Below are 16,340 nucleotides of genomic sequence, written 5' to 3'. Positions count from 1 at the left end.
CATATGTTGGAGACCGTCATGAAGCCGCTAGCCGCCCTGATCCCAGCTTTCGCCCTGCTTGCCGGTGGCTGCGCCGCCGCTCAGGAGCCTGCGGCCAGCACGCCCCCGGCAGTGGTACCGTCGTCCGGCGACTCGCCCACGCTGGTGGTGGCGATCTCCGTCGACCAGCTTTCCTCGGACCTGTTCGAACAATATCGCGCCCATTATACGGGCGGGCTTGCCCGGCTACTGGACGGTGCAGTATTCCCCAACGGATACCAGGCGCAGGCGGCGACCGAGACGTGTCCCGGCCATTCGACCATCCTGACCGGCTTCTACCCCGCCAACACCGGCATCATCGCCAATGGCTGGGCGGATTTCACCGTGGCGCGGGACAACAAGGAAATCTACTGCGCGGAAGACCCGGCCGGGGTCCCGCAGCAAAGCGAGGAACGCTTTGTCGCCAGTTCCATCAACCTCCTCGTCCCTACGCTGGGCGGGCGGTTGAAGGCGGTTTCGCCGGGCAGCCGCAATGTCGCGATTTCCGGCAAGGATCGCGCCGCGCTGATGATGGCTGGGCCGACGGCGGACGCTATCTTCTGGTGGACCGGCAAGGGCTTCGGCAATTTCGGCGCCAGCGGGCCGAGCGCGTCGGTCGACCGGGTCAATGCGCAAGTGGCAGCGACGCTGGCGAGCGGTGCCCCTGCCCTGCCCGTCCCTTCCTATTGCGACAGCCGCAGCATCCCCTTTGCCGTGGGCGAGCGCACCGTGGGAACGGGCAGCTTCGTGCTCACCGCCGATGACGGGCGCGGCTTCCTCGCCTCCCCGCGCAGCGACAGCGCGGTGCTCGACATTGCCGAAGGGCTGGTGGCGGAACACGCGCTTGGCGGGCGCGGCGTGGTCGATGTCCTCTCGATCAGCCTGTCGGCCGCCGATTACGTGGGCCACGGCTACGGCACCAACGGCGTCGAATCCTGCATCACGGTCGCCAGTATCGACCGCGAACTGGGCGATTTCTTCGCCGCACTCGATGCCCGCGGTACGGACTATGTCGTGGTGCTGACCGCCGACCACGGCGGGCTCGACATTCCCGAACGCGCCATCGCGCAAGGCGCGCCCGATGCGCGCCGGGTCGATCCAATCCTCGCGCCCGAAGCCGTGGGCGCGCGGATTTCCGAAGCGATGGGCTTCGACGTACCGGCGCTTGCGGGCGATTCGCCCTTCGGTGACGTGTACGTCCACCCGCTTGTCCCGGCCGAGCGCCACGCCGAAGTGCTCTCCATGGCTCAGGGCCTGTACGAAGCGCATCCGGACGTCGCTCAGACCTACACCAGCGCCCAGATCATGGAAGTCGACATCCCCGCAGGCGATCCGCGCGGCTGGTCGCTGGTGGAGCGGCTGCGCGCGTCGCATTACCCCGGCCGCTCGGGCGATCTCCTCGTCCTGCTGCAGCCCGAAGTCACGCCGATCCCCGATCCCGGCAGTTATATCGCCACGCATGGCAGCCCGTGGGATTACGACCGCCGCGTGCCGATCCTGTTCTGGCGGCCCGGCATCGCGAATTTCGAACAATCGCTGCCGATCGTGACGCCGGACATCCTGCCGACGCTGATGGGCGTGCTCGGCATGCCGGCAGCCGAAGGGCTGGACGGCGTGTGCCGCGACATCGTGGCCGGGGCGGAAAGCAGCTGCGAATGAGCGATCGCTCCCCCTCGGACCGGCGCGATCTGCTAATCCTCGGTGGCGGGCTCGTCGGCATGACGCTGGCGCTGACCGCCGCCCGCCGCGGCCTGACCAGCCATGTCGTCGATCGCGCCGATCCGGCGGAACTGACGGCGGAGGGGTACGACGGGCGCGCCACCGCGATCAGCACTGCAAGCTGGAACCTGTTCAAGAACATCGGCCTCTCTCCGGCGCTGGAACCGCATGCCTGCCCCATCGCCAGTATCGCGGTGACCGACCAGCAGCGCCCCGGCCGGATCGACTTCCAGCCCGAGCCGCACGAAGGATCCCTCGGGCGCATGTTCGCCAACCGCACTTTGCGCACTGCCCTGTTCGAAGCCGCCGCGAAAGAGCCCAAGATCGCGTGGCACGCCAAGGCCGAGATAAGCGCGCGCCTGCGTGACGCTCACGGCGTGTCGGCGACACTGGCGGACGGTACGGTGCTTTCTGCCAGCCTGATGGTCGCCGCCGAGGGGCGCCGCTCCCCCACCCGCGACGAAGCGGGCATCGGCATGGCCCAATGGCAATACAGCCACGCTGCCATCGTCACCGGCCTCGCCCACGCGAAACCGCACGACAACGTCGCGTGGGAAATCTTTTACCCCGACGGGCCCTTTGCCCTCCTCCCCCTGCTCGACGGGCCGGACGGGCAGCATCGCAGCGCGCTGGTGTGGACCGTCGCGGCGGACGAGGCGGCGGCCTATGTCGCCCTCAACGATCGCGCGTTCCTGCACGAGGTGGAAAAGCGCATGGGCGGCATGTTCGGCTCGCTCTCGCTCGAAGGGTCGCGCGCTGCGTGGCCGCTCGGCTTCCATCACACGGCCAGGATCACGGATAATCGGCTGGTGCTGGTCGGCGACGCGGCCCACGGCATCCACCCGATCGCGGGCCAGGGCCTGAACCTCGGCCTGCGCGACGTGGGCGCATTGGTCGAGGTGCTGGACGAAGGACGACGGCTGGGGCTCGAACCCGGCGACGCGCAACTGCTCAAGCGCTACGAGACCTGGCGCGGGCTGGACGCGTTCTCGGTCGCGCTGGCGACCGACGGGCTCACTCGCCTGTTCGGCATCCCCGGCAAGGCTGCAAGCGCGGTCCGGCGGCTCGGCATGGCCGGCGTCCAGCGCAGCGGCATGCTGAAGCGTTTCTTCATGGACGAGGCGCGCGGCGTGTCGGGCGACTTGCCCGAACTGCTCAAAGGCTAGTTGCGCCTGACCGCAGGTGACGAAGTAGTGCCCGGCTGAGTGACATTCTCTCCTTGGGAATCACGTAGAAGTTCGGGTTCCAGGATCGCCGCACTCTCGAGCTGCTCCAAGGCATCCTGCAAGCGGACATAACGTTCCGCATCGTCGAGCCAGTCTTCCGCAATGCCCGCGGTCGGCAGCCGCCGGATCTCCTCGATCGCGATCGACACCCGCCCGTTCTGCAACGCCTCTTTCGCGCGCTCGACCCGGCGTTCGGGCTGCGGCGAAGGTGTATCGGTGCGGCGGATGATGAACAGCGAACCCAGGTTGCGCGATAGGTTGGCGAAGAACCCCTCGCCTTCCGGATTGCCGACGAGGTCGTCCTCCATCCCGTTGAGGCGCGCGGCGAGCTCGTCCAGCCGGACAGGTTCGCGGCTGAGGTCGAGGATGGTGCGCACCGCGCGCGGCTTCGCCTCGCCGAAGCGCAGGCGCAACTGGTCGGCAAGGAAGCCCAGGTCGCCGCCGCGTTCCAGCGTGCGGCGGGTGGAAAAGGCGATCAGCAGGCTTTCCGCGCGCGCCGCGTTGCCGGCGGCCGCCTCGGCCTGCAAATCGAGCCGGGCGAGGCGCTGTTCGAGCGCGGCGATGCGCTGGTCGAGCCCGCCGGTCTGGCGCACGACCTGGTCCACCTGGCGCGCGGTGGCAGGCTCGCTGGCGGTGGCGGACGGCGTGGGGCTGGGATCGATCGTCGCATCGGGCAGCGCCGCGTCCAGCTCGTCGGGCGTGGGCACCTCGACATATTCGGTAGGCCGGTCGAACAGGCCGGTTTGCCACGCGGCGATGCCGGCCGCCGCCCCGCCGACGAGAAAGCCGACCAGCGCCACGGTGGCGATCAGTCGGGTTTTCGATTTCGGAGCCCGCTCGTTCCGCATGCGCGCAGGGTAATCTTCGATCATGAATTAAGGCTTGCCGATCCAATTGGCTGCCGTGGCAGCATTCCGTCCCTCAGGCCGTTTTACAGATTTGCGACACCAGCGCCAGCAAATGGGCGTCGTTGGGCCGTTCGGCGCTGTGGATTGCCGCCCAGCCGGGCCCTGCGGCAGCAGCGATCCGCGGGCCGAGTGCCGCCACGGTGGCAGCCGCGCGGTCGATACCCAACCGGTCGCATTCCTGCGCAAGATGGCGCGCGGTGGCGGCTGAATGGAGCAGTGCGATGCTGCCCGGCAACCCTTGTGCCACGATCATGTCCAGCGGCAGGGGCCGGACTTCGTAGACCGCGATCTCGTCCACCTCGACCTTGGCGGTGGGGCTGAGGTTCACCCTCTCGCTTCCGGACAGGCGCAGCAGGCGGATATCCTTGCCGGTCAGGCCGTCGAGCACTGTCTGCAAGCCGCCCTCGCCCGTCCTTGCGACCGAAAACCCTTCCGCCCGTGCGGCTTCGGCCGTCGCTTCGCCGACACAGTGAACCGGAAGCGCGCGCAGGCCTTGCAAGGCCCTGCCGCCGTGCCGGAAGACATTGGCACTGCCGACCAGCAGGCCGTCGTATTCACGCGCGGGCGGCGCATCCCAGGGCACGGCCGCGACCTCGCCGAGCGGTGCTCCGGCAATCTCGATGCCAGCCTCTTGCCCGGCAGCAATCGTGCGGGACAATCCCGGCTCCGGCCTGAAGGCGACGACCCGGGTCACGCCGCCTCGAAAACGGAGCGGATGGCGGGCACCGCGCGGTCCAGCAGGTCGCGGGCGAGGCGGTGCGCCGGACCGTAATCGCCGCGCGCCATCGTTGCCGTGCCGTCCACGCGGTGGGCGCCGTCGGGGCTGAAGATCGCGGCGGTCAGCACGACCGCGTCGCCCGTGACTTCGGTCAGCGCGGCGATCGGGCTGTGGCACGTGCCGCCCAAGGCTGCGAGCAGAGCGCGCTCCGTCGAAACGCCTGCCCGCGTATCGGCATCGTCGAGCGGCGCCAGCAGTTCCGTCGCCCGCGGGTTCGTGGCAAGGCACTCGATCCCGATAGCCCCCTGCGACGGGGCCGGGAGCCACTCGTCCGGATCGAGGGCATGGCCGACGCCTGTCTCGCCCAACCGCTTCAGCCCCGCAGCCGCGAGAAAAGTCGCGTCCACCTCCCCCGCCGCGAGCTTTGCCAGCCGGCTGGCGACGTTGCCGCGGATTGACACGACCTTGCAGTCCGGCCGGGCGTGGAGGATCTGCGCGGCCCGGCGCGGTGCAGAGGTGCCCACGACCGCGCCCGAAGGAATGGCGGCGATGCTGCGCGCACCCACCAGCCGGTCGCGCACATCGGCGCGCGGCAACATGGCGGCAATCGCGATTTCCTGCGGACGGATCGTCTCGACATCCTTCAGCGAATGGACCGCCGCATCGATGCGCCCATCGGCGAGCCAGAGGTCGAGCTCGCGCGTCCACAGGGCCTTGCCGCCGATCTCCGCCAGGGGGCGATCCTGGATCTTGTCGCCGCTGGAAATGACGGGGACCAGCTCCACCGCCTCCCCGCTCCAGCCGTGCGCCGCGCACAGGCGACGGGCCGTTTCCTCCGCCTGCGCCATCGCCAGCGGCGAACGGCGCGTGCCGAGCCTGATCTGCACTCCATCGGACATGCGTTTGCCCTAGTCGGCATATCGGCTAAGGGAAAGCGGCGATGGGGGTTGTCCTTGGCATTGAATCGAGCTGCGACGAAACCGCAGCAGCGCTCGTCACCCATGACCGGCGGATCCTGGCGGAGCGTATTGCTTCGCAGGTGGACGAACACGCGCCCTATGGCGGCGTGGTGCCGGAGATCGCCGCGCGTGCCCATTCCGAACGGCTCGCGCCGTTGGTGCAGGAGGTGCTCGATGAAGCGGGCCTCACTCTCGCCGATTGCGATGCGATTGCTGCCACCGCCGGCCCCGGGCTGATCGGCGGGGTCATGGTCGGCCTTGTCACGGCAAAGGCGCTGGCGATGGCGGGCGACAAGCCGCTGCTGGCGGTCAACCATCTGGAAGGCCACGCGCTGAGCCCCCGCCTGGCCGACGCGGCACTGCAATTCCCCTACGCCTTGCTGCTTGTATCCGGCGGGCACTGCCAGATCCTGCGCGTCGAGGGCGTCGGCCGGTACAGCCGCCTTGCGACGACCATCGACGATGCTCTGGGCGAGGCATTCGACAAGACCGCCAAGATCCTCGGTCTCGGCTATCCGGGCGGTCCGGCGGTCGAGAAGCTGGCGCGGGAAGGCGATCCGCGCGCCGTTCCCCTTCCCCGCCCGCTGGTCGGCAGCGGGGAACCCCATTTCAGCTTCGCCGGGCTCAAGAGCGCGGTTATGCGCGTGCATGAAAGCGGCGAGCATGCCAACGCCGATATCGCCGCAAGCTTCCAGCAGGCCGCGATCGACTGCGTAGTCGACCGGCTCGGCGTCGCATTCGAGACGATGCCGCCGGTCTCCGCGCTGGTGGTGGCAGGCGGCGTCGCCGCGAATGCCGCGATGCGCGGGGCGCTGGAAGATTTCGCCGCCACCCTCGGCCTTCCCTTCACCGCGCCGCCGATGGCGCTATGCACCGATAACGCCGCGATGATCGCCTGGGCGGGGCAGGAACGGCTTGCCGCGGGATTTGCCGCCGACCCGCTCGACGTGTCCGCTCGCCCGCGCTGGCCGCTCGACCCCGATGCCGCCCCGGCGCGCGGTGCGGGAGTGAAGGCATGACCTCGGTCGCCGTAATCGGCGGCGGTGCGTGGGGCACCGCGCTGGCGCAGATGCTCGCGAGCGACAGGCGCGATGTGCTGCTCTGGGCGCGCGAGGCGGAAGTGGTGGAAGAGATCAATTCCGCCCATCGCAATTCCGCCTTCCTGCCCGGGGCCGAGCTTGCGCCTTCAATCCGGGCGACCGGCGACCTGACCCTGCTCGAAGGGATCGACACGGTCCTCGCCGTCACGCCCGCCCAGCATCTCGGCAGCGTGATCGGCGCGATGGGAGCGAACCCGCGCGATCTCGTGCTGTGTTCGAAAGGTATCGAAGCCGGCACCGGCAAGCTGATGAACGACGTCGCGCGCGAAGCCGCACCCGGCAGCGCCATCGCGGTGCTCAGCGGGCCGACCTTCGCGCACGAGGTTGCTGCCGGCCTGCCGACCGCCGTGACCCTCGCCTGTGCCGGTGGGCGAGAGCAGTGGGAGCGGCTGTCCCCCGTGATCGCGCGGGCCGCGTTCCGCCCCTATTATTCCGACGACGTGACCGGGGCGGAAATCGGCGGTGCGGTCAAGAACGTGCTCGCCATTGCCTGCGGCGTGGTCGACGGGCTCGGCCTCGGCCAGAATGCCCGCGCCGCGCTAATCGCGCGCGGATATGCCGAAATGACCCGTTTCGGCGTGGCGCTGGGCGCGCAGCCGGAAACGCTCGCCGGGCTCTGCGGCCTCGGCGATCTTGTCCTGACCTGTTCTTCCACCTCCAGCCGCAATTTCTCGCTCGGCAAGGCGCTGGGCGAAGGCCAGTCGGCCGCGGTCCTGATGGCCAACCGCACCACCGTGGCAGAGGGCGCGCATACCGCACCGGTCCTGGCCGGCCTCGCGGAACAACGCGGTATCGCCATGCCCATCGTGGCGGCGGTCGATCGCCTGCTGCAAGGCGCAGCCGCACGCGACATCGTGACCGAGCTGCTCGCCCGCCCGCTCACCACCGAAGGGCAAGGCGCTTGAGCGATCCCGACGGCAAGGGCGCACCGCCGGCCAATCCCGCGACGAAGCCCGGTCCCGATGCGGCGGGCGGCGATATCGCCGCGCTGGCGAAGGGCGGGCAGACCAATTTCTTCGGTTTCCTGCTGCGCCTCGCCGCGCGTATCCCGTTCCTCTTCATCGCCGGGCGCATGTACGGGGACGAGGCGATGGGCCGCTTCGCAGCCGCGCTCGTCATCATCGAACTGACCAGCCAGCTCGCCTGCCTCGGCCAGAAACGCGGCCTCGCCCAGCAGCTGAGCCAGGACGAGGATCGCCATCCGTCCCATGTCATCGCCGATGGCATGGTGATGAGCGCCATCGTCGCCGCGTGCTTCATGGTCCTGCTGTCGCTGTTTCCCGACCCGATGTTTCCGCGCGGCCGGAACGACGATCTTGCGCTGCTGCTGCCGCTGTCGATCCTGCCCTTCTGCCTGACCGAGATCGCCCTCGCCGGATGCGCCTATCGCTACGACATCGGCACCACGGTAAAGGCGCGCGCGGTGGTGGAACCGTGGACGATCTCCATTGCCGCAGGCGTGCTGTTCTACCTCACCCCAGATGCCGGGCTGGAGCTTGCCTACGTCCTGTCGATCTTCGCCGCCTGTTTCGCGGCCTTCATCCCGCTCTACCGCGCCTATGGCTTGCCGCGCGGGTGGATGCCGCATCCGCGCCGCATCGGCCGGCTGGCGTGGAACAGCCTGCCGCTGGCCGGGGCCGACGCGGTCGAATGGGGCTCGCGCAAGCTCGACATCGCGATCCTTGCCCAGTTCGCCAGCCTGTCCACCATCGGCATCTACTACGCCGTCCAGCAGGTCACCTCGCTCCCCAGCAAGCTGAAGACCAGTTTCGAGCCCATCCTCGGCCCCGTCATCACCCGCAAGCTGAAGGAAAAAGACTACAAGGCCATCGGCAAGCAGGTGTGCCAGGTCGGCTTCTGGATCCTCGCGATGCAGGCCGGGATCGCGCTGGCGCTCGGCATTCCGGGCGAGGCTGTGATGGGCCTGATCGGGCCGGAATTCGTCAGCGGTACCGGCGCGCTCGCGATCCTGCTGGCCGCCGAAGTGGTCGCCGCGCTCGCCGTGGTGTCGGAAGCGGCGCTGATCTACATGGCGCGGATGAAGAACCTTTACGTGTCGCTGTTCACCATCGGCCTGCAGGCCGCGCTGACGATCGGCGCGATGCTGGCGATCGAACATTACGGCATGCGCGAATCGCTCAAAGCGCCCGCCGCCGCTGCCGCGCTGTTCATCACCCTCGGCACGGCGAGCCTTGTGAAGAGCTTCATGCTCGGCCGCCTGCTCGGCTTTTCGGTCAACAACTTCCGCTGGGCGCTGGTCTATGCCGCCGCGCCGGCAGTGGTGGTCGGCTATCTCGCCACGCTGCTGCCCGAATGGCTCGAGCTGCTGGTCGGCATCCCGGCGATCCTCGGCACCTATGGCGCGGTGATCTGGTTCCGCGGCTTCGGGCCGGAGGACCGCGTGCTGTTCAGCCGCAAGGTGCGCAAGGATGCGGAGACCGTGCCATGATGACCCGCAATGTAGGGAAAATCGCCGGCGGGGCGGTGCTGGTCATCGCGCTCGGCTGGCTGGGCGCGGCGCGCAGCGGGCCCGACATCGTCGCCCCGCTCGAGGCTGCGGCGGCAAGGGAAATCGCGGCCAATGGCGGGGTCGGCGTGACGGCCGATTTCACGCTTGGCGACAGGTGGCTGACCCGCCACCCTATCCTGGAAGGCGGGGAGCGGCTGCCCGATGCGGTGCGCGCCGATATTGCCCGGGCGGTCGACGCCATTCCGGGCGTGGGCGGCATCAGCTGGGGCAATGGCGGCACGCCCGACGCGGTGGAGGCCGCTGCGGCGCAAAGCCCGCTCCACTGCCAGGAAGATGTCGAGGCTTTGCTGCGTGCCCGTTCCATCCGCTTCGAGGAATCCTCTGCCGCCATCGAGAGAGGCAGCGTCGCGCTGGTGGACGAGGTGGCAGAAGCGCTGCGCCCGTGCCTCGGCGCGATCATCGCCATCACCGGCCACACCGACCGTTCGGGGCCGGAGCCCGGCAACATCGCCCTGTCCGGCCAGCGCGCCGCAGCCGTGCGCGACGCGCTGATGCGGCGCGGCATCCCGGCGGACGGGCTGCGCATCCGCGGCGTCGGCAGCCGCGAGCCGGTCGAAGGCCTCGATCCCGCCGACCCGGCCAACCGCCGGATCGAATTCGACGTGGTGGCCACCGTGCCGCTGCGCCCGACGCCGATCGACACGCCGGGGCCGCGCTGAACCATGACGGATAAGGGGCTGTAATCGTGCCGATTGTCATCGAACTGGTCGTGCTGCTACTCTTGGCCTACGCCATCGGCCTCGCCATCGGCTGGGGCTTGTGGGGGCGCACGGGCGGACCGGGCGCGCTCGACGACTGAATAACAAGGGCGGAGGAAGCTTCCGCTGCAAGGGGATCAGGTAATGGATACGATGCTCGCGGAAAACTGGTGGCTGGTCGTTGCCGCGCTGCTGATCGGCTTGCTGGTTGCATGGTGGATATTCTCCTCCACGCGTCGGACCACGATAACTCGGGACGAAGCGCCCGATGTCGGCGAACCGGGCAAGGCGAAGCGCAACCACGCGCTGATCGATTCACCGCGCGAAACCACGCTGGACAGCGGCGCGGCGGCAGAGGCGATCGCACCCAGCGTTGCCGGCATGGGCGGTGTCGCCATGGCCGCGACCCAGCTTGCCACGAAATCGGAGCCGGAGACCGAGCCCGAGCGTGTCGCCGCTGAGCCCGCGCCGGAAGCTCCACCGGCCTCTGCAAGCGAGCCGGTTGCCGCTGGTGCGGACGACCTGACGCAGATCAAGGGCCTCGGTCCGCGGATTTCCGCCCGTTTGCAGGAGGCCGGCGTTACCAGCTTCACGCAGATCGCCGGCTGGAGCGAGGCCGACATCGACGATTTCGACGAGCGGATGAATTTCAAAGGCCGCGTTCGCCGCGACCGCTGGGTCGACCAGGCGCGCATGCTCGCGAGCGGCGACCACGCCGCTTACGAGGCGGAGTTCGGCAAGCTCTGAACCGGCGCCTCCCGAAATCCGCGGGAACCAGCGCTTTCATCGCGCATTGTGCTTCCTAATGGGTCGAACAGCCGCGCAAGGGCGCGAGGGAGAACACTATGCACGGTCCCGCCGACACCAAAGACCGTCCCGTGGTGATGATTGCAGAGGATGAATTCCTCGTCGCGCTCGACATGAGCGAAACGGTCGAGATTGCCGGCTTCGGCATCGAAGGACCGCATGCCACCGTGCAGGCGGCGGAAGAAGCGCTGGCCCAGGTGACGCCCGATTGCGCCGTGCTCGACATCAACCTGTACGATCACGACGTCTTCCCGCTGGCCGACAAGCTGCAGGCCGCCCACGTGCCGATCATCTTCCATTCCGCGCATGGGCAAAAGCATGACCTGCAGGAACGTTATCCCGATGCGCAGCTGTGCGAAAAGCCCTGCCCGCCATCGCAGCTGCTCGACATCATCCGTGCCACGGTGAAGGAACACGAGACCGCCTGACGGCTGCACGCCGCTTGGCTTGACCGCGCCATGGCGCTAGGGCCGCCTGCATAGCAGGAGACACCCGAGCATGGCCGAAATGGCACCTTTCGACTGGTCCGATCCCTTCCGCCTGGAAGACCAGCTTACCGAAGAAGAACGCATGATCCGCGACGCCGCGCACGGTTTTGCGCAAGGCGAGCTGCAACCGCGCGTGATCGAGGCTTTCGCCAACGAGATCGACGCGCCGGAGCTGTTCCCGCTGATGGGCCAGGCGGGGATGCTGGGCGTCACCATCCCCGAAGACCTCGGCGGATCGGGCGCGAGCTATGTCGCCTACGGCCTCGTCGCGCGCGAGATCGAACGGGTCGACAGCGGATATCGTTCGATGGCGAGCGTGCAGAGCTCGCTGGTCGCCTATCCCATCCACGCGTTCGGTACGCCCGAACAGCACGCCAAGTACCTCCCCGGCCTGTGTTCGGGTGAGCTGATCGGCTGTTTCGGCCTGACCGAGCCTGATGCCGGCTCCGACCCTGCGGGCATGAAGACCGTCGCGAAAAAGGACGGCGACGGATACGTGCTGAACGGCAGCAAGACCTGGATTTCCAACGCGCCTTTCGCCGATGTCTTTGTGGTCTGGGCCAAGAGCGAGGAGCACGGCGGCGGCATCAAGGGCTTCGTGCTCGAAAAGGGTATGAAGGGCCTGTCGGCCCCCAAGATCGAAGGCAAGATTTCGCTGCGCGCCAGCACCACCGGCATGATCGTGATGGACGATGTGAAGGTCGGGGCCGATGCGCTGCTACCCGAAGTGCAGGGGCTGAAGGGACCGTTCAGCTGCCTCAACCGCGCGCGCTACGGCATCAGCTGGGGCGCGCTGGGCGCGGCGGAGTTCTGCATGCACGCCGCACGGCAATACGGCCTCGACCGGCACCAGTTCGGCGTGCCGCTCGCCAGCAAGCAGCTCTACCAGAAGAAGCTGGCCGACATGATGACCGACATTTCGCTGGGTCTGCAGGCCAGCCTGCAGGTCGGCCGACTGATGGACGAAGGCAAATTCGCGCCAGAGATGATCAGCATCGTGAAGCGCAACAATGTTGGCAAGGCGCTGGAAATCGCCCGCCACGCCCGCGACATGCACGGCGGTAACGGCATTTCGGAAGAATACCAGGTCATCCGCCACATGGTGAATCTGGAAACGGTCAACACCTACGAAGGCACCGCCGACGTTCACGCGCTGATCCTGGGCCGCGCGATCACCGGGATCGCCGCGTTCTAGGTCAGTTGTCCTGCCCCTTCACGGGGGACGGGGTTTCCAGCCGCAATCCGGCACCGGAAAAGCGGATGGGCGTGCGGATACCCTCCACGCTGACGCCGTCTGCGCGCTCCAGCGTCACGCGCATCCCGCGCGCGGCGATCTGCGGGTCTTCCAGCGCGTCCGCAACGGTGTTGATCGGGCCGCCGGGGATGTTCGCCCCCTCCAGAGCGGCGAGCAGCCCGTCGCGGGTGTAGCCCTTCGTCTTCGCGGCAATCGCATCCGACAGGGCGGCGCGGTGCTCCACACGACCGCCGTTGGTGGCCCAATCCTCGCGCCGGGGAAGGTCGAGCAGGTCGACCAGCCGCGCGAATTGCCGGTCGTTGCCGACCGCGATGATCAGCCACCCGTCGCTGCACGGGAAGGCCTCGTATGGCACCACATTGGGATGGCGGTTGCCCATGCGCGTCGGGCTGGTGCCGCTGGCGAGGTAATTCATTGCCTGGTTGGCGAGAGTGCCGGTCATCACGTCGAACAGCGCCATGTCGACCTGCTGGCCCTTCCCCGTCCGCTCCCGCTGCAACAGCGCCGCCTGGATCCCGATGGCGGAATACAGCCCGGTCATGATATCGGCATAGGCAACGCCGATCTTCTGCGGCGCGCCCTCGGGTTCGCCGGTCAGGTCCATGATCCCGCTCATCGCCTGGACGATGAAGTCGTATCCCGGGCGCGGGGCATAGGGTCCGTCCTGCCCGAAACCGGTGATCGAACACCACACGAGGCGTGGGTGATCGGCCGCGAGGCTGGCGTAGTCGAGCCCGTATTTCGCAAGGCCGCCGAGCTTGAAATTCTCGATCACCACGTCCGCATCGGCGATGAGCGCAAGTGTTTTCGCCCGGCCTTCCTCGGTGGCGAAGTCGGCGGTGACGCTGCGCTTGCCGCGGTTGGTGGCGTGGTAATAGGCCGCATCGCGCGTGCCGTCCGCATTCTCAATCCACGGCGGGCCCCAGCCGCGCGTTTCGTCGCCTGCGGGGCCTTCGACCTTGATGACTTCCGCGCCAAGGTCGGCGAGGATCTGCCCCGCCCACGGCCCGGCCAGCACGCGGGCGAGTTCGACGACCCTGATCCCGGCGAGCGGGTGCTCCTTCGTCACCGCAGCCGCCTCACAGCGTTTCGATGATGCCGCTGAAGTCCTTGCCGCCGCTTTCCACCGCGAAGACTTCGTAGAGCCGCTTCGCATGCTCGCCGAGTTCGACCTTGGCGCCGGCGGTTTCGGCGGCTTCCATCGCCAGCTTCAGGTCCTTCAGCATCAGCGCGGTGGCAAAACCGCCTTCGTAGCCCTTGTCCGCCGGGCTTTCGACGCCGACGCCCGGCATCGGGGTATAGGCGTTCAAGGACCAGCAATAGCCGGACGATTGCGAGCTGATTTCGTAGAATTTCTGAGGATCGAGGCCCAGCTTCTGCGCCATCGTCATCGCCTCGGCGGTGCCGATCATCGAAATGGCGAGCAGCATGTTGTTGCAGATCTTGGCAGTCTGCCCCGCGCCCGCATCGCCCGCGTGGATCACCGCCTTGCCCATCGCCTGCAGGATCGGCTCGGCGCGCGCGAATGCCTCTCCCGTCCCGCCGACCATGAAAGTCAGCGTGCCGCCGTTGGCCGCCGCGATCCCGCCGCTGACCGGCGCATCAACCATGGCATAGCCTGCCGCCTCCGCCGCAGCGGAGACGGCCTTCGCCGTGGCAACGTCGATGGTGGAGCAATCGAGCAGCACCGCGCCTTCGGGCGCATGGCCGATCACGTCATCGGTATAGACCGATTTCACGATCCCGCCGTTGGGCAGCATCGAGACGACGGCGTCGACGCCTTCTACCGCTTCCTTTGCAGTGGAGAAAGTCTCGCACCCATTGCTGCGCGCCGTCTCCAGCGCCGCTTCGCTCAGGTCGAAGGCGCGGACCGCATGGCCGGCCTTCGCCAGGTTCGCGGCCATCCCGCCGCCCATGTTGCCGAGGCCGATGAAGGCGATTTTCATGTCACTTCCTCTCAAATTCGTCATGGCGAGCGGCGAAGCCGCGCGGCAATCCAAGGCCCGCTCCCGGTGGCACGATCAGGCCATGGATTGCTTCGTCGCTGCGCTCCTTGCAATGACGAGGTGGGCGCTTCACCGGCCCTTCCACTGCCCCTCGCGCTTTTCGACGAAGGCGGCCATGCCTTCGGCCTTGTCCTCGGTCGCGGTGAGGATTTGGAACAGGCGGCGTTCGTGCAGCACGCCCTGCGTCAGCGTGGTTTCATACGCCGCGTTGACCATTTCCTTGTTCACCATCGCGGCCATCGGCGGCATCGCGGCGATGGCGGCGGCGGTCTTCTTCGCTTCCGTCATCAGCTCGTCATGCGGCACCACGCGGGCGACGAGGCCGCTGCGCTCCGCTTCCGCGGCGTCCATCATCCGCCCGGTCAGACACATTTCCATCGCCTTCGCCTTACCGACCGCGCGGGTCAGGCGCTGGCTGCCGCCCATACCGGGCGCGACGCCCAGCTTGATTTCCGGCTGGCCGAACTTCGCCTTGTCCGATGCGATGATGAAGTCCGCCATCATGGCAAGCTCGCACCCGCCGCCCAGCGCGAAGCCGTTCACGGCCGCGATCCACGGCTTGCGCGTCGCTTCCACGATGTGGCTGGTCCACTTGGCGAAGAAGTCCTGGAGGTAGAAATCGGCCGCCGCCTTGTCGGACATTTCCTTGATGTCCGCCCCTGCGGCAAAGGCCTTGTCGCCCGCGCCTGTGATGATGGCGCAGCGCTGGCTGTCATCCACCTGGTAGGCTTCGAACGCGCCGATCAGGTCGTCCAGCACCTTGCTCGACAGCGCATTCAGCGCTTCCGGACGGTTGAGCGTGACGATCGTCACCGCGCCTTCGGTTTCGGTGGTGATGGTTTCGTAGCTCATAGCGGGGTCCATTCTTCATCATCCGGGAGCGGCGCGAAGATGCTGTCGATCAGCTCCTCGCTCACCTCGTCCGGCGTCGGCGGGTTCCATTTCGGGCTGTGGTCCTTGTCCACGATTACCGCGCGCACGCCCTCGGCGAAATCGGGGCGCAACAGCACGCGGCTGCCGATGCGGTATTCCATCCGCATATTGTCGGCGAAATCGGTCATCTTCTCGCCTTCGGCCAATTGGCGCAGCGCGACCTTCAGCGTCTGCGGGCTCTTGGTGCCGAGCGTGTCGCGCTCTTTCTGCGCCCACTCGTCGCCTTCTTCGGCGGCAGCTTCCAGGCTGGCAACGATGTCCTCCAGCCGGTCCGAGGCGAAGTGCTTGCGGATCCTGTCGGCATTCTCCTCGATCCGCGCCTTGGGCGGGGTGCCGACCATTTCCGACATTACGCCGGCAATGCGGCCCGGTTTCTCGATGATGCGTGCCTTCGCCTCGGCCAGCATCTCGCCCGGCACGTAATGGGTGGCAATGCCGGCCCACAGGCATTCCGCCCCGTCCAGCCGCGCACCGGTGAGCGCGAGGAACTGGCCGAGCCGTCCGCCGAGCCGCGGCAAGTGCCAGCCGCCGCCCACGTCGGGGAACAGGCCAATGCCCGTTTCCGGCATGGCGAAGCGCGTGTTTTCCGTCGCGACGCGGTACTTGCACGGCATCGCGATGCCCACGCCGCCGCCCATGGTGATGCCGTCCATGAAAGCCACGATGGGCTTTTCATAAGTCATCATCTGGTGGTTGAGCTGGTACTCGTCGTGGAAGAAGGCGCGGCCCGATGCGCCGCCGTCGTTCAGCGCAGAGTGGCGCAGCAGGTTGATGTCGCCGCCCGCGCAAAAGCCGCGGCCCTCCGAATGGTCGAGGATAACCGCTTCGATGGCGTCATCCGTTGCCCATTCGGCAAGCGCCTTGCTCATCGCATGGCACATGTCGAGCGTCAGCGCATGGAGCGCCTTAGGGCGGTTGAGCGAAATATGGCCTACACGGCCATGAGAGTGGATGTGTACGTCTTCGGTCATTGTG

Annotated in this window: 16 protein-coding genes; 9 read left to right on the top strand and 7 right to left on the bottom strand. The window is 67.7% G+C overall.

The features are described from left to right. Positions 1–18: 18 nt before the first annotated feature. The gene (locus QQW98_RS09440) at positions 19–1,677 is read left to right on the top strand and encodes an alkaline phosphatase family protein (protein ID WP_290134697.1); all 1,659 of its coding nucleotides are present in this window, start codon (positions 19–21) and stop codon (positions 1,675–1,677) included. Further along, positions 1,674–2,903, top strand: a complete 1,230-nt coding sequence (locus QQW98_RS09435; protein WP_290134696.1) for an FAD-dependent monooxygenase — start codon at positions 1,674–1,676, stop codon at positions 2,901–2,903. The genes QQW98_RS09440 and QQW98_RS09435 overlap by 4 nt, the downstream gene beginning before the upstream one ends. Here the strand turns inward: QQW98_RS09435 and QQW98_RS09430 are convergent. Genes QQW98_RS09430 through hemC form a run of 3 tightly spaced genes read right to left on the bottom strand, consistent with a single transcriptional unit; the run spans position 2,900 to position 5,488 of the window. Further along, the gene (locus tag QQW98_RS09430; RefSeq protein ID WP_290134695.1) at positions 2,900–3,835 is read right to left on the bottom strand and encodes a hypothetical protein; all 936 of its coding nucleotides are present in this window, start codon (positions 3,833–3,835) and stop codon (positions 2,900–2,902) included. The two genes, QQW98_RS09435 and QQW98_RS09430, sit on opposite strands and share 4 nt — an antisense overlap. A 49-nt stretch (positions 3,836–3,884) precedes the next feature. Then, the gene (locus QQW98_RS09425) at positions 3,885–4,565 is read right to left on the bottom strand and encodes a uroporphyrinogen-III synthase (RefSeq protein ID WP_290134694.1); all 681 of its coding nucleotides are present in this window, start codon (positions 4,563–4,565) and stop codon (positions 3,885–3,887) included. Beyond that, positions 4,562–5,488, bottom strand: a complete 927-nt coding sequence (gene hemC, locus QQW98_RS09420) for a hydroxymethylbilane synthase (RefSeq protein WP_290134693.1) — start codon at positions 5,486–5,488, stop codon at positions 4,562–4,564. The genes QQW98_RS09425 and hemC overlap by 4 nt, the downstream gene beginning before the upstream one ends. Before the next feature lie 41 nt (positions 5,489–5,529). On the opposite strand from hemC, the gene tsaD reads away from it, so the two are divergent. From tsaD to QQW98_RS09385, 7 genes are all read left to right on the top strand, one after another. Next, positions 5,530–6,567 (top strand): tRNA (adenosine(37)-N6)-threonylcarbamoyltransferase complex transferase subunit TsaD, encoded by a 1,038-nt coding sequence (tsaD, locus tag QQW98_RS09415; protein ID WP_290134692.1) that lies wholly within the window; start codon positions 5,530–5,532, stop codon positions 6,565–6,567. Next, positions 6,564–7,553 (top strand): NAD(P)H-dependent glycerol-3-phosphate dehydrogenase, encoded by a 990-nt coding sequence (locus QQW98_RS09410; protein ID WP_290134691.1) that lies wholly within the window; start codon positions 6,564–6,566, stop codon positions 7,551–7,553. The genes tsaD and QQW98_RS09410 overlap by 4 nt, the downstream gene beginning before the upstream one ends. Then, positions 7,550–9,097 (top strand): lipopolysaccharide biosynthesis protein, encoded by a 1,548-nt coding sequence (locus QQW98_RS09405; protein WP_290134690.1) that lies wholly within the window; start codon positions 7,550–7,552, stop codon positions 9,095–9,097. Before QQW98_RS09410 ends, QQW98_RS09405 begins: the two co-directional genes overlap by 4 nt. Continuing rightward, positions 9,094–9,837 carry an OmpA family protein gene (locus tag QQW98_RS09400; RefSeq protein WP_290134689.1) on the top strand — a complete coding sequence of 248 codons (744 nt, stop codon included), beginning with the start codon at positions 9,094–9,096 and terminating at the stop codon, positions 9,835–9,837. The genes QQW98_RS09405 and QQW98_RS09400 overlap by 4 nt, the downstream gene beginning before the upstream one ends. Positions 9,838–10,020: 183 nt before the next feature. Further along, complete coding sequence (locus QQW98_RS09395; RefSeq protein WP_290134688.1) at positions 10,021–10,623, top strand: hypothetical protein; 603 nt, start codon at positions 10,021–10,023, stop codon at positions 10,621–10,623. A gap of 98 nt (positions 10,624–10,721) precedes the next feature. Continuing rightward, complete coding sequence (locus QQW98_RS09390; protein WP_290134687.1) at positions 10,722–11,111, top strand: response regulator; 390 nt, start codon at positions 10,722–10,724, stop codon at positions 11,109–11,111. 70 nt (positions 11,112–11,181) lie between these two features. Next, the gene (locus QQW98_RS09385; RefSeq protein ID WP_290134686.1) at positions 11,182–12,366 is read left to right on the top strand and encodes an acyl-CoA dehydrogenase; all 1,185 of its coding nucleotides are present in this window, start codon (positions 11,182–11,184) and stop codon (positions 12,364–12,366) included. 1 nt (position 12,367) lies between these two features. Here QQW98_RS09385 and QQW98_RS09380 read toward each other — a convergent pair whose 3' ends face one another. The 4 genes from QQW98_RS09380 to QQW98_RS09365 all read right to left on the bottom strand — a co-directional run bounded on the left by QQW98_RS09380 (position 12,368) and on the right by QQW98_RS09365 (position 16,336). Next, positions 12,368–13,495, bottom strand: coding sequence for a CaiB/BaiF CoA transferase family protein (locus tag QQW98_RS09380; RefSeq protein WP_290134685.1), 1,128 nt, complete (start codon positions 13,493–13,495; stop codon positions 12,368–12,370). A 10-nt stretch (positions 13,496–13,505) separates the two neighbouring features. Beyond that, on the bottom strand, positions 13,506–14,396 hold the full coding sequence (mmsB, locus tag QQW98_RS09375) for a 3-hydroxyisobutyrate dehydrogenase (RefSeq protein WP_404800799.1): 891 nt from the start codon (positions 14,394–14,396) through the stop codon (positions 13,506–13,508). A 105-nt stretch (positions 14,397–14,501) separates the two neighbouring features. Next, positions 14,502–15,284 (bottom strand): enoyl-CoA hydratase-related protein, encoded by a 783-nt coding sequence (locus QQW98_RS09370; protein ID WP_290134683.1) that lies wholly within the window; start codon positions 15,282–15,284, stop codon positions 14,502–14,504. Beyond that, positions 15,281–16,336 carry an enoyl-CoA hydratase/isomerase family protein gene (locus tag QQW98_RS09365; protein ID WP_290134682.1) on the bottom strand — a complete coding sequence of 352 codons (1,056 nt, stop codon included), beginning with the start codon at positions 16,334–16,336 and terminating at the stop codon, positions 15,281–15,283. Before QQW98_RS09365 ends, QQW98_RS09370 begins: the two co-directional genes overlap by 4 nt. Positions 16,337–16,340 lie beyond the last annotated feature (4 nt).

This window comes from Alteriqipengyuania flavescens, assembly GCF_030406725.1.
GTDB classification, from domain to species: domain Bacteria; phylum Pseudomonadota; class Alphaproteobacteria; order Sphingomonadales; family Sphingomonadaceae; genus Alteriqipengyuania_B; species Alteriqipengyuania_B flavescens.
Note: the sequence above shows the minus strand (reverse complement) of the source record. Positions and strands in the feature narration are given on the sequence as shown.

Coding starts and splice junctions, on each gene's coding strand:
- QQW98_RS09440 (WP_290134697.1), top strand. CDS start 19: ATGAAGCCGCTAGCCGCCCTGATCCCAGCTTTCGCCCTGCTTGCCGGT.
- QQW98_RS09435 (WP_290134696.1), top strand. CDS start 1,674: ATGAGCGATCGCTCCCCCTCGGACCGGCGCGATCTGCTAATCCTCGGT.
- QQW98_RS09430 (WP_290134695.1), bottom strand. CDS start 3,835: ATGATCGAAGATTACCCTGCGCGCATGCGGAACGAGCGGGCTCCGAAA.
- hemC (WP_290134693.1), bottom strand. CDS start 5,488: ATGTCCGATGGAGTGCAGATCAGGCTCGGCACGCGCCGTTCGCCGCTG.
- tsaD (WP_290134692.1), top strand. CDS start 5,530: ATGGGGGTTGTCCTTGGCATTGAATCGAGCTGCGACGAAACCGCAGCA.
- QQW98_RS09410 (WP_290134691.1), top strand. CDS start 6,564: ATGACCTCGGTCGCCGTAATCGGCGGCGGTGCGTGGGGCACCGCGCTG.
- QQW98_RS09400 (WP_290134689.1), top strand. CDS start 9,094: ATGATGACCCGCAATGTAGGGAAAATCGCCGGCGGGGCGGTGCTGGTC.
- QQW98_RS09395 (WP_290134688.1), top strand. CDS start 10,021: ATGGATACGATGCTCGCGGAAAACTGGTGGCTGGTCGTTGCCGCGCTG.
- QQW98_RS09390 (WP_290134687.1), top strand. CDS start 10,722: ATGCACGGTCCCGCCGACACCAAAGACCGTCCCGTGGTGATGATTGCA.
- QQW98_RS09385 (WP_290134686.1), top strand. CDS start 11,182: ATGGCCGAAATGGCACCTTTCGACTGGTCCGATCCCTTCCGCCTGGAA.
- mmsB (WP_404800799.1), bottom strand. CDS start 14,396: ATGACGAATTTGAGAGGAAGTGACATGAAAATCGCCTTCATCGGCCTC.
- QQW98_RS09370 (WP_290134683.1), bottom strand. CDS start 15,284: ATGAGCTACGAAACCATCACCACCGAAACCGAAGGCGCGGTGACGATC.
- QQW98_RS09365 (WP_290134682.1), bottom strand. CDS start 16,336: ATGACCGAAGACGTACACATCCACTCTCATGGCCGTGTAGGCCATATT.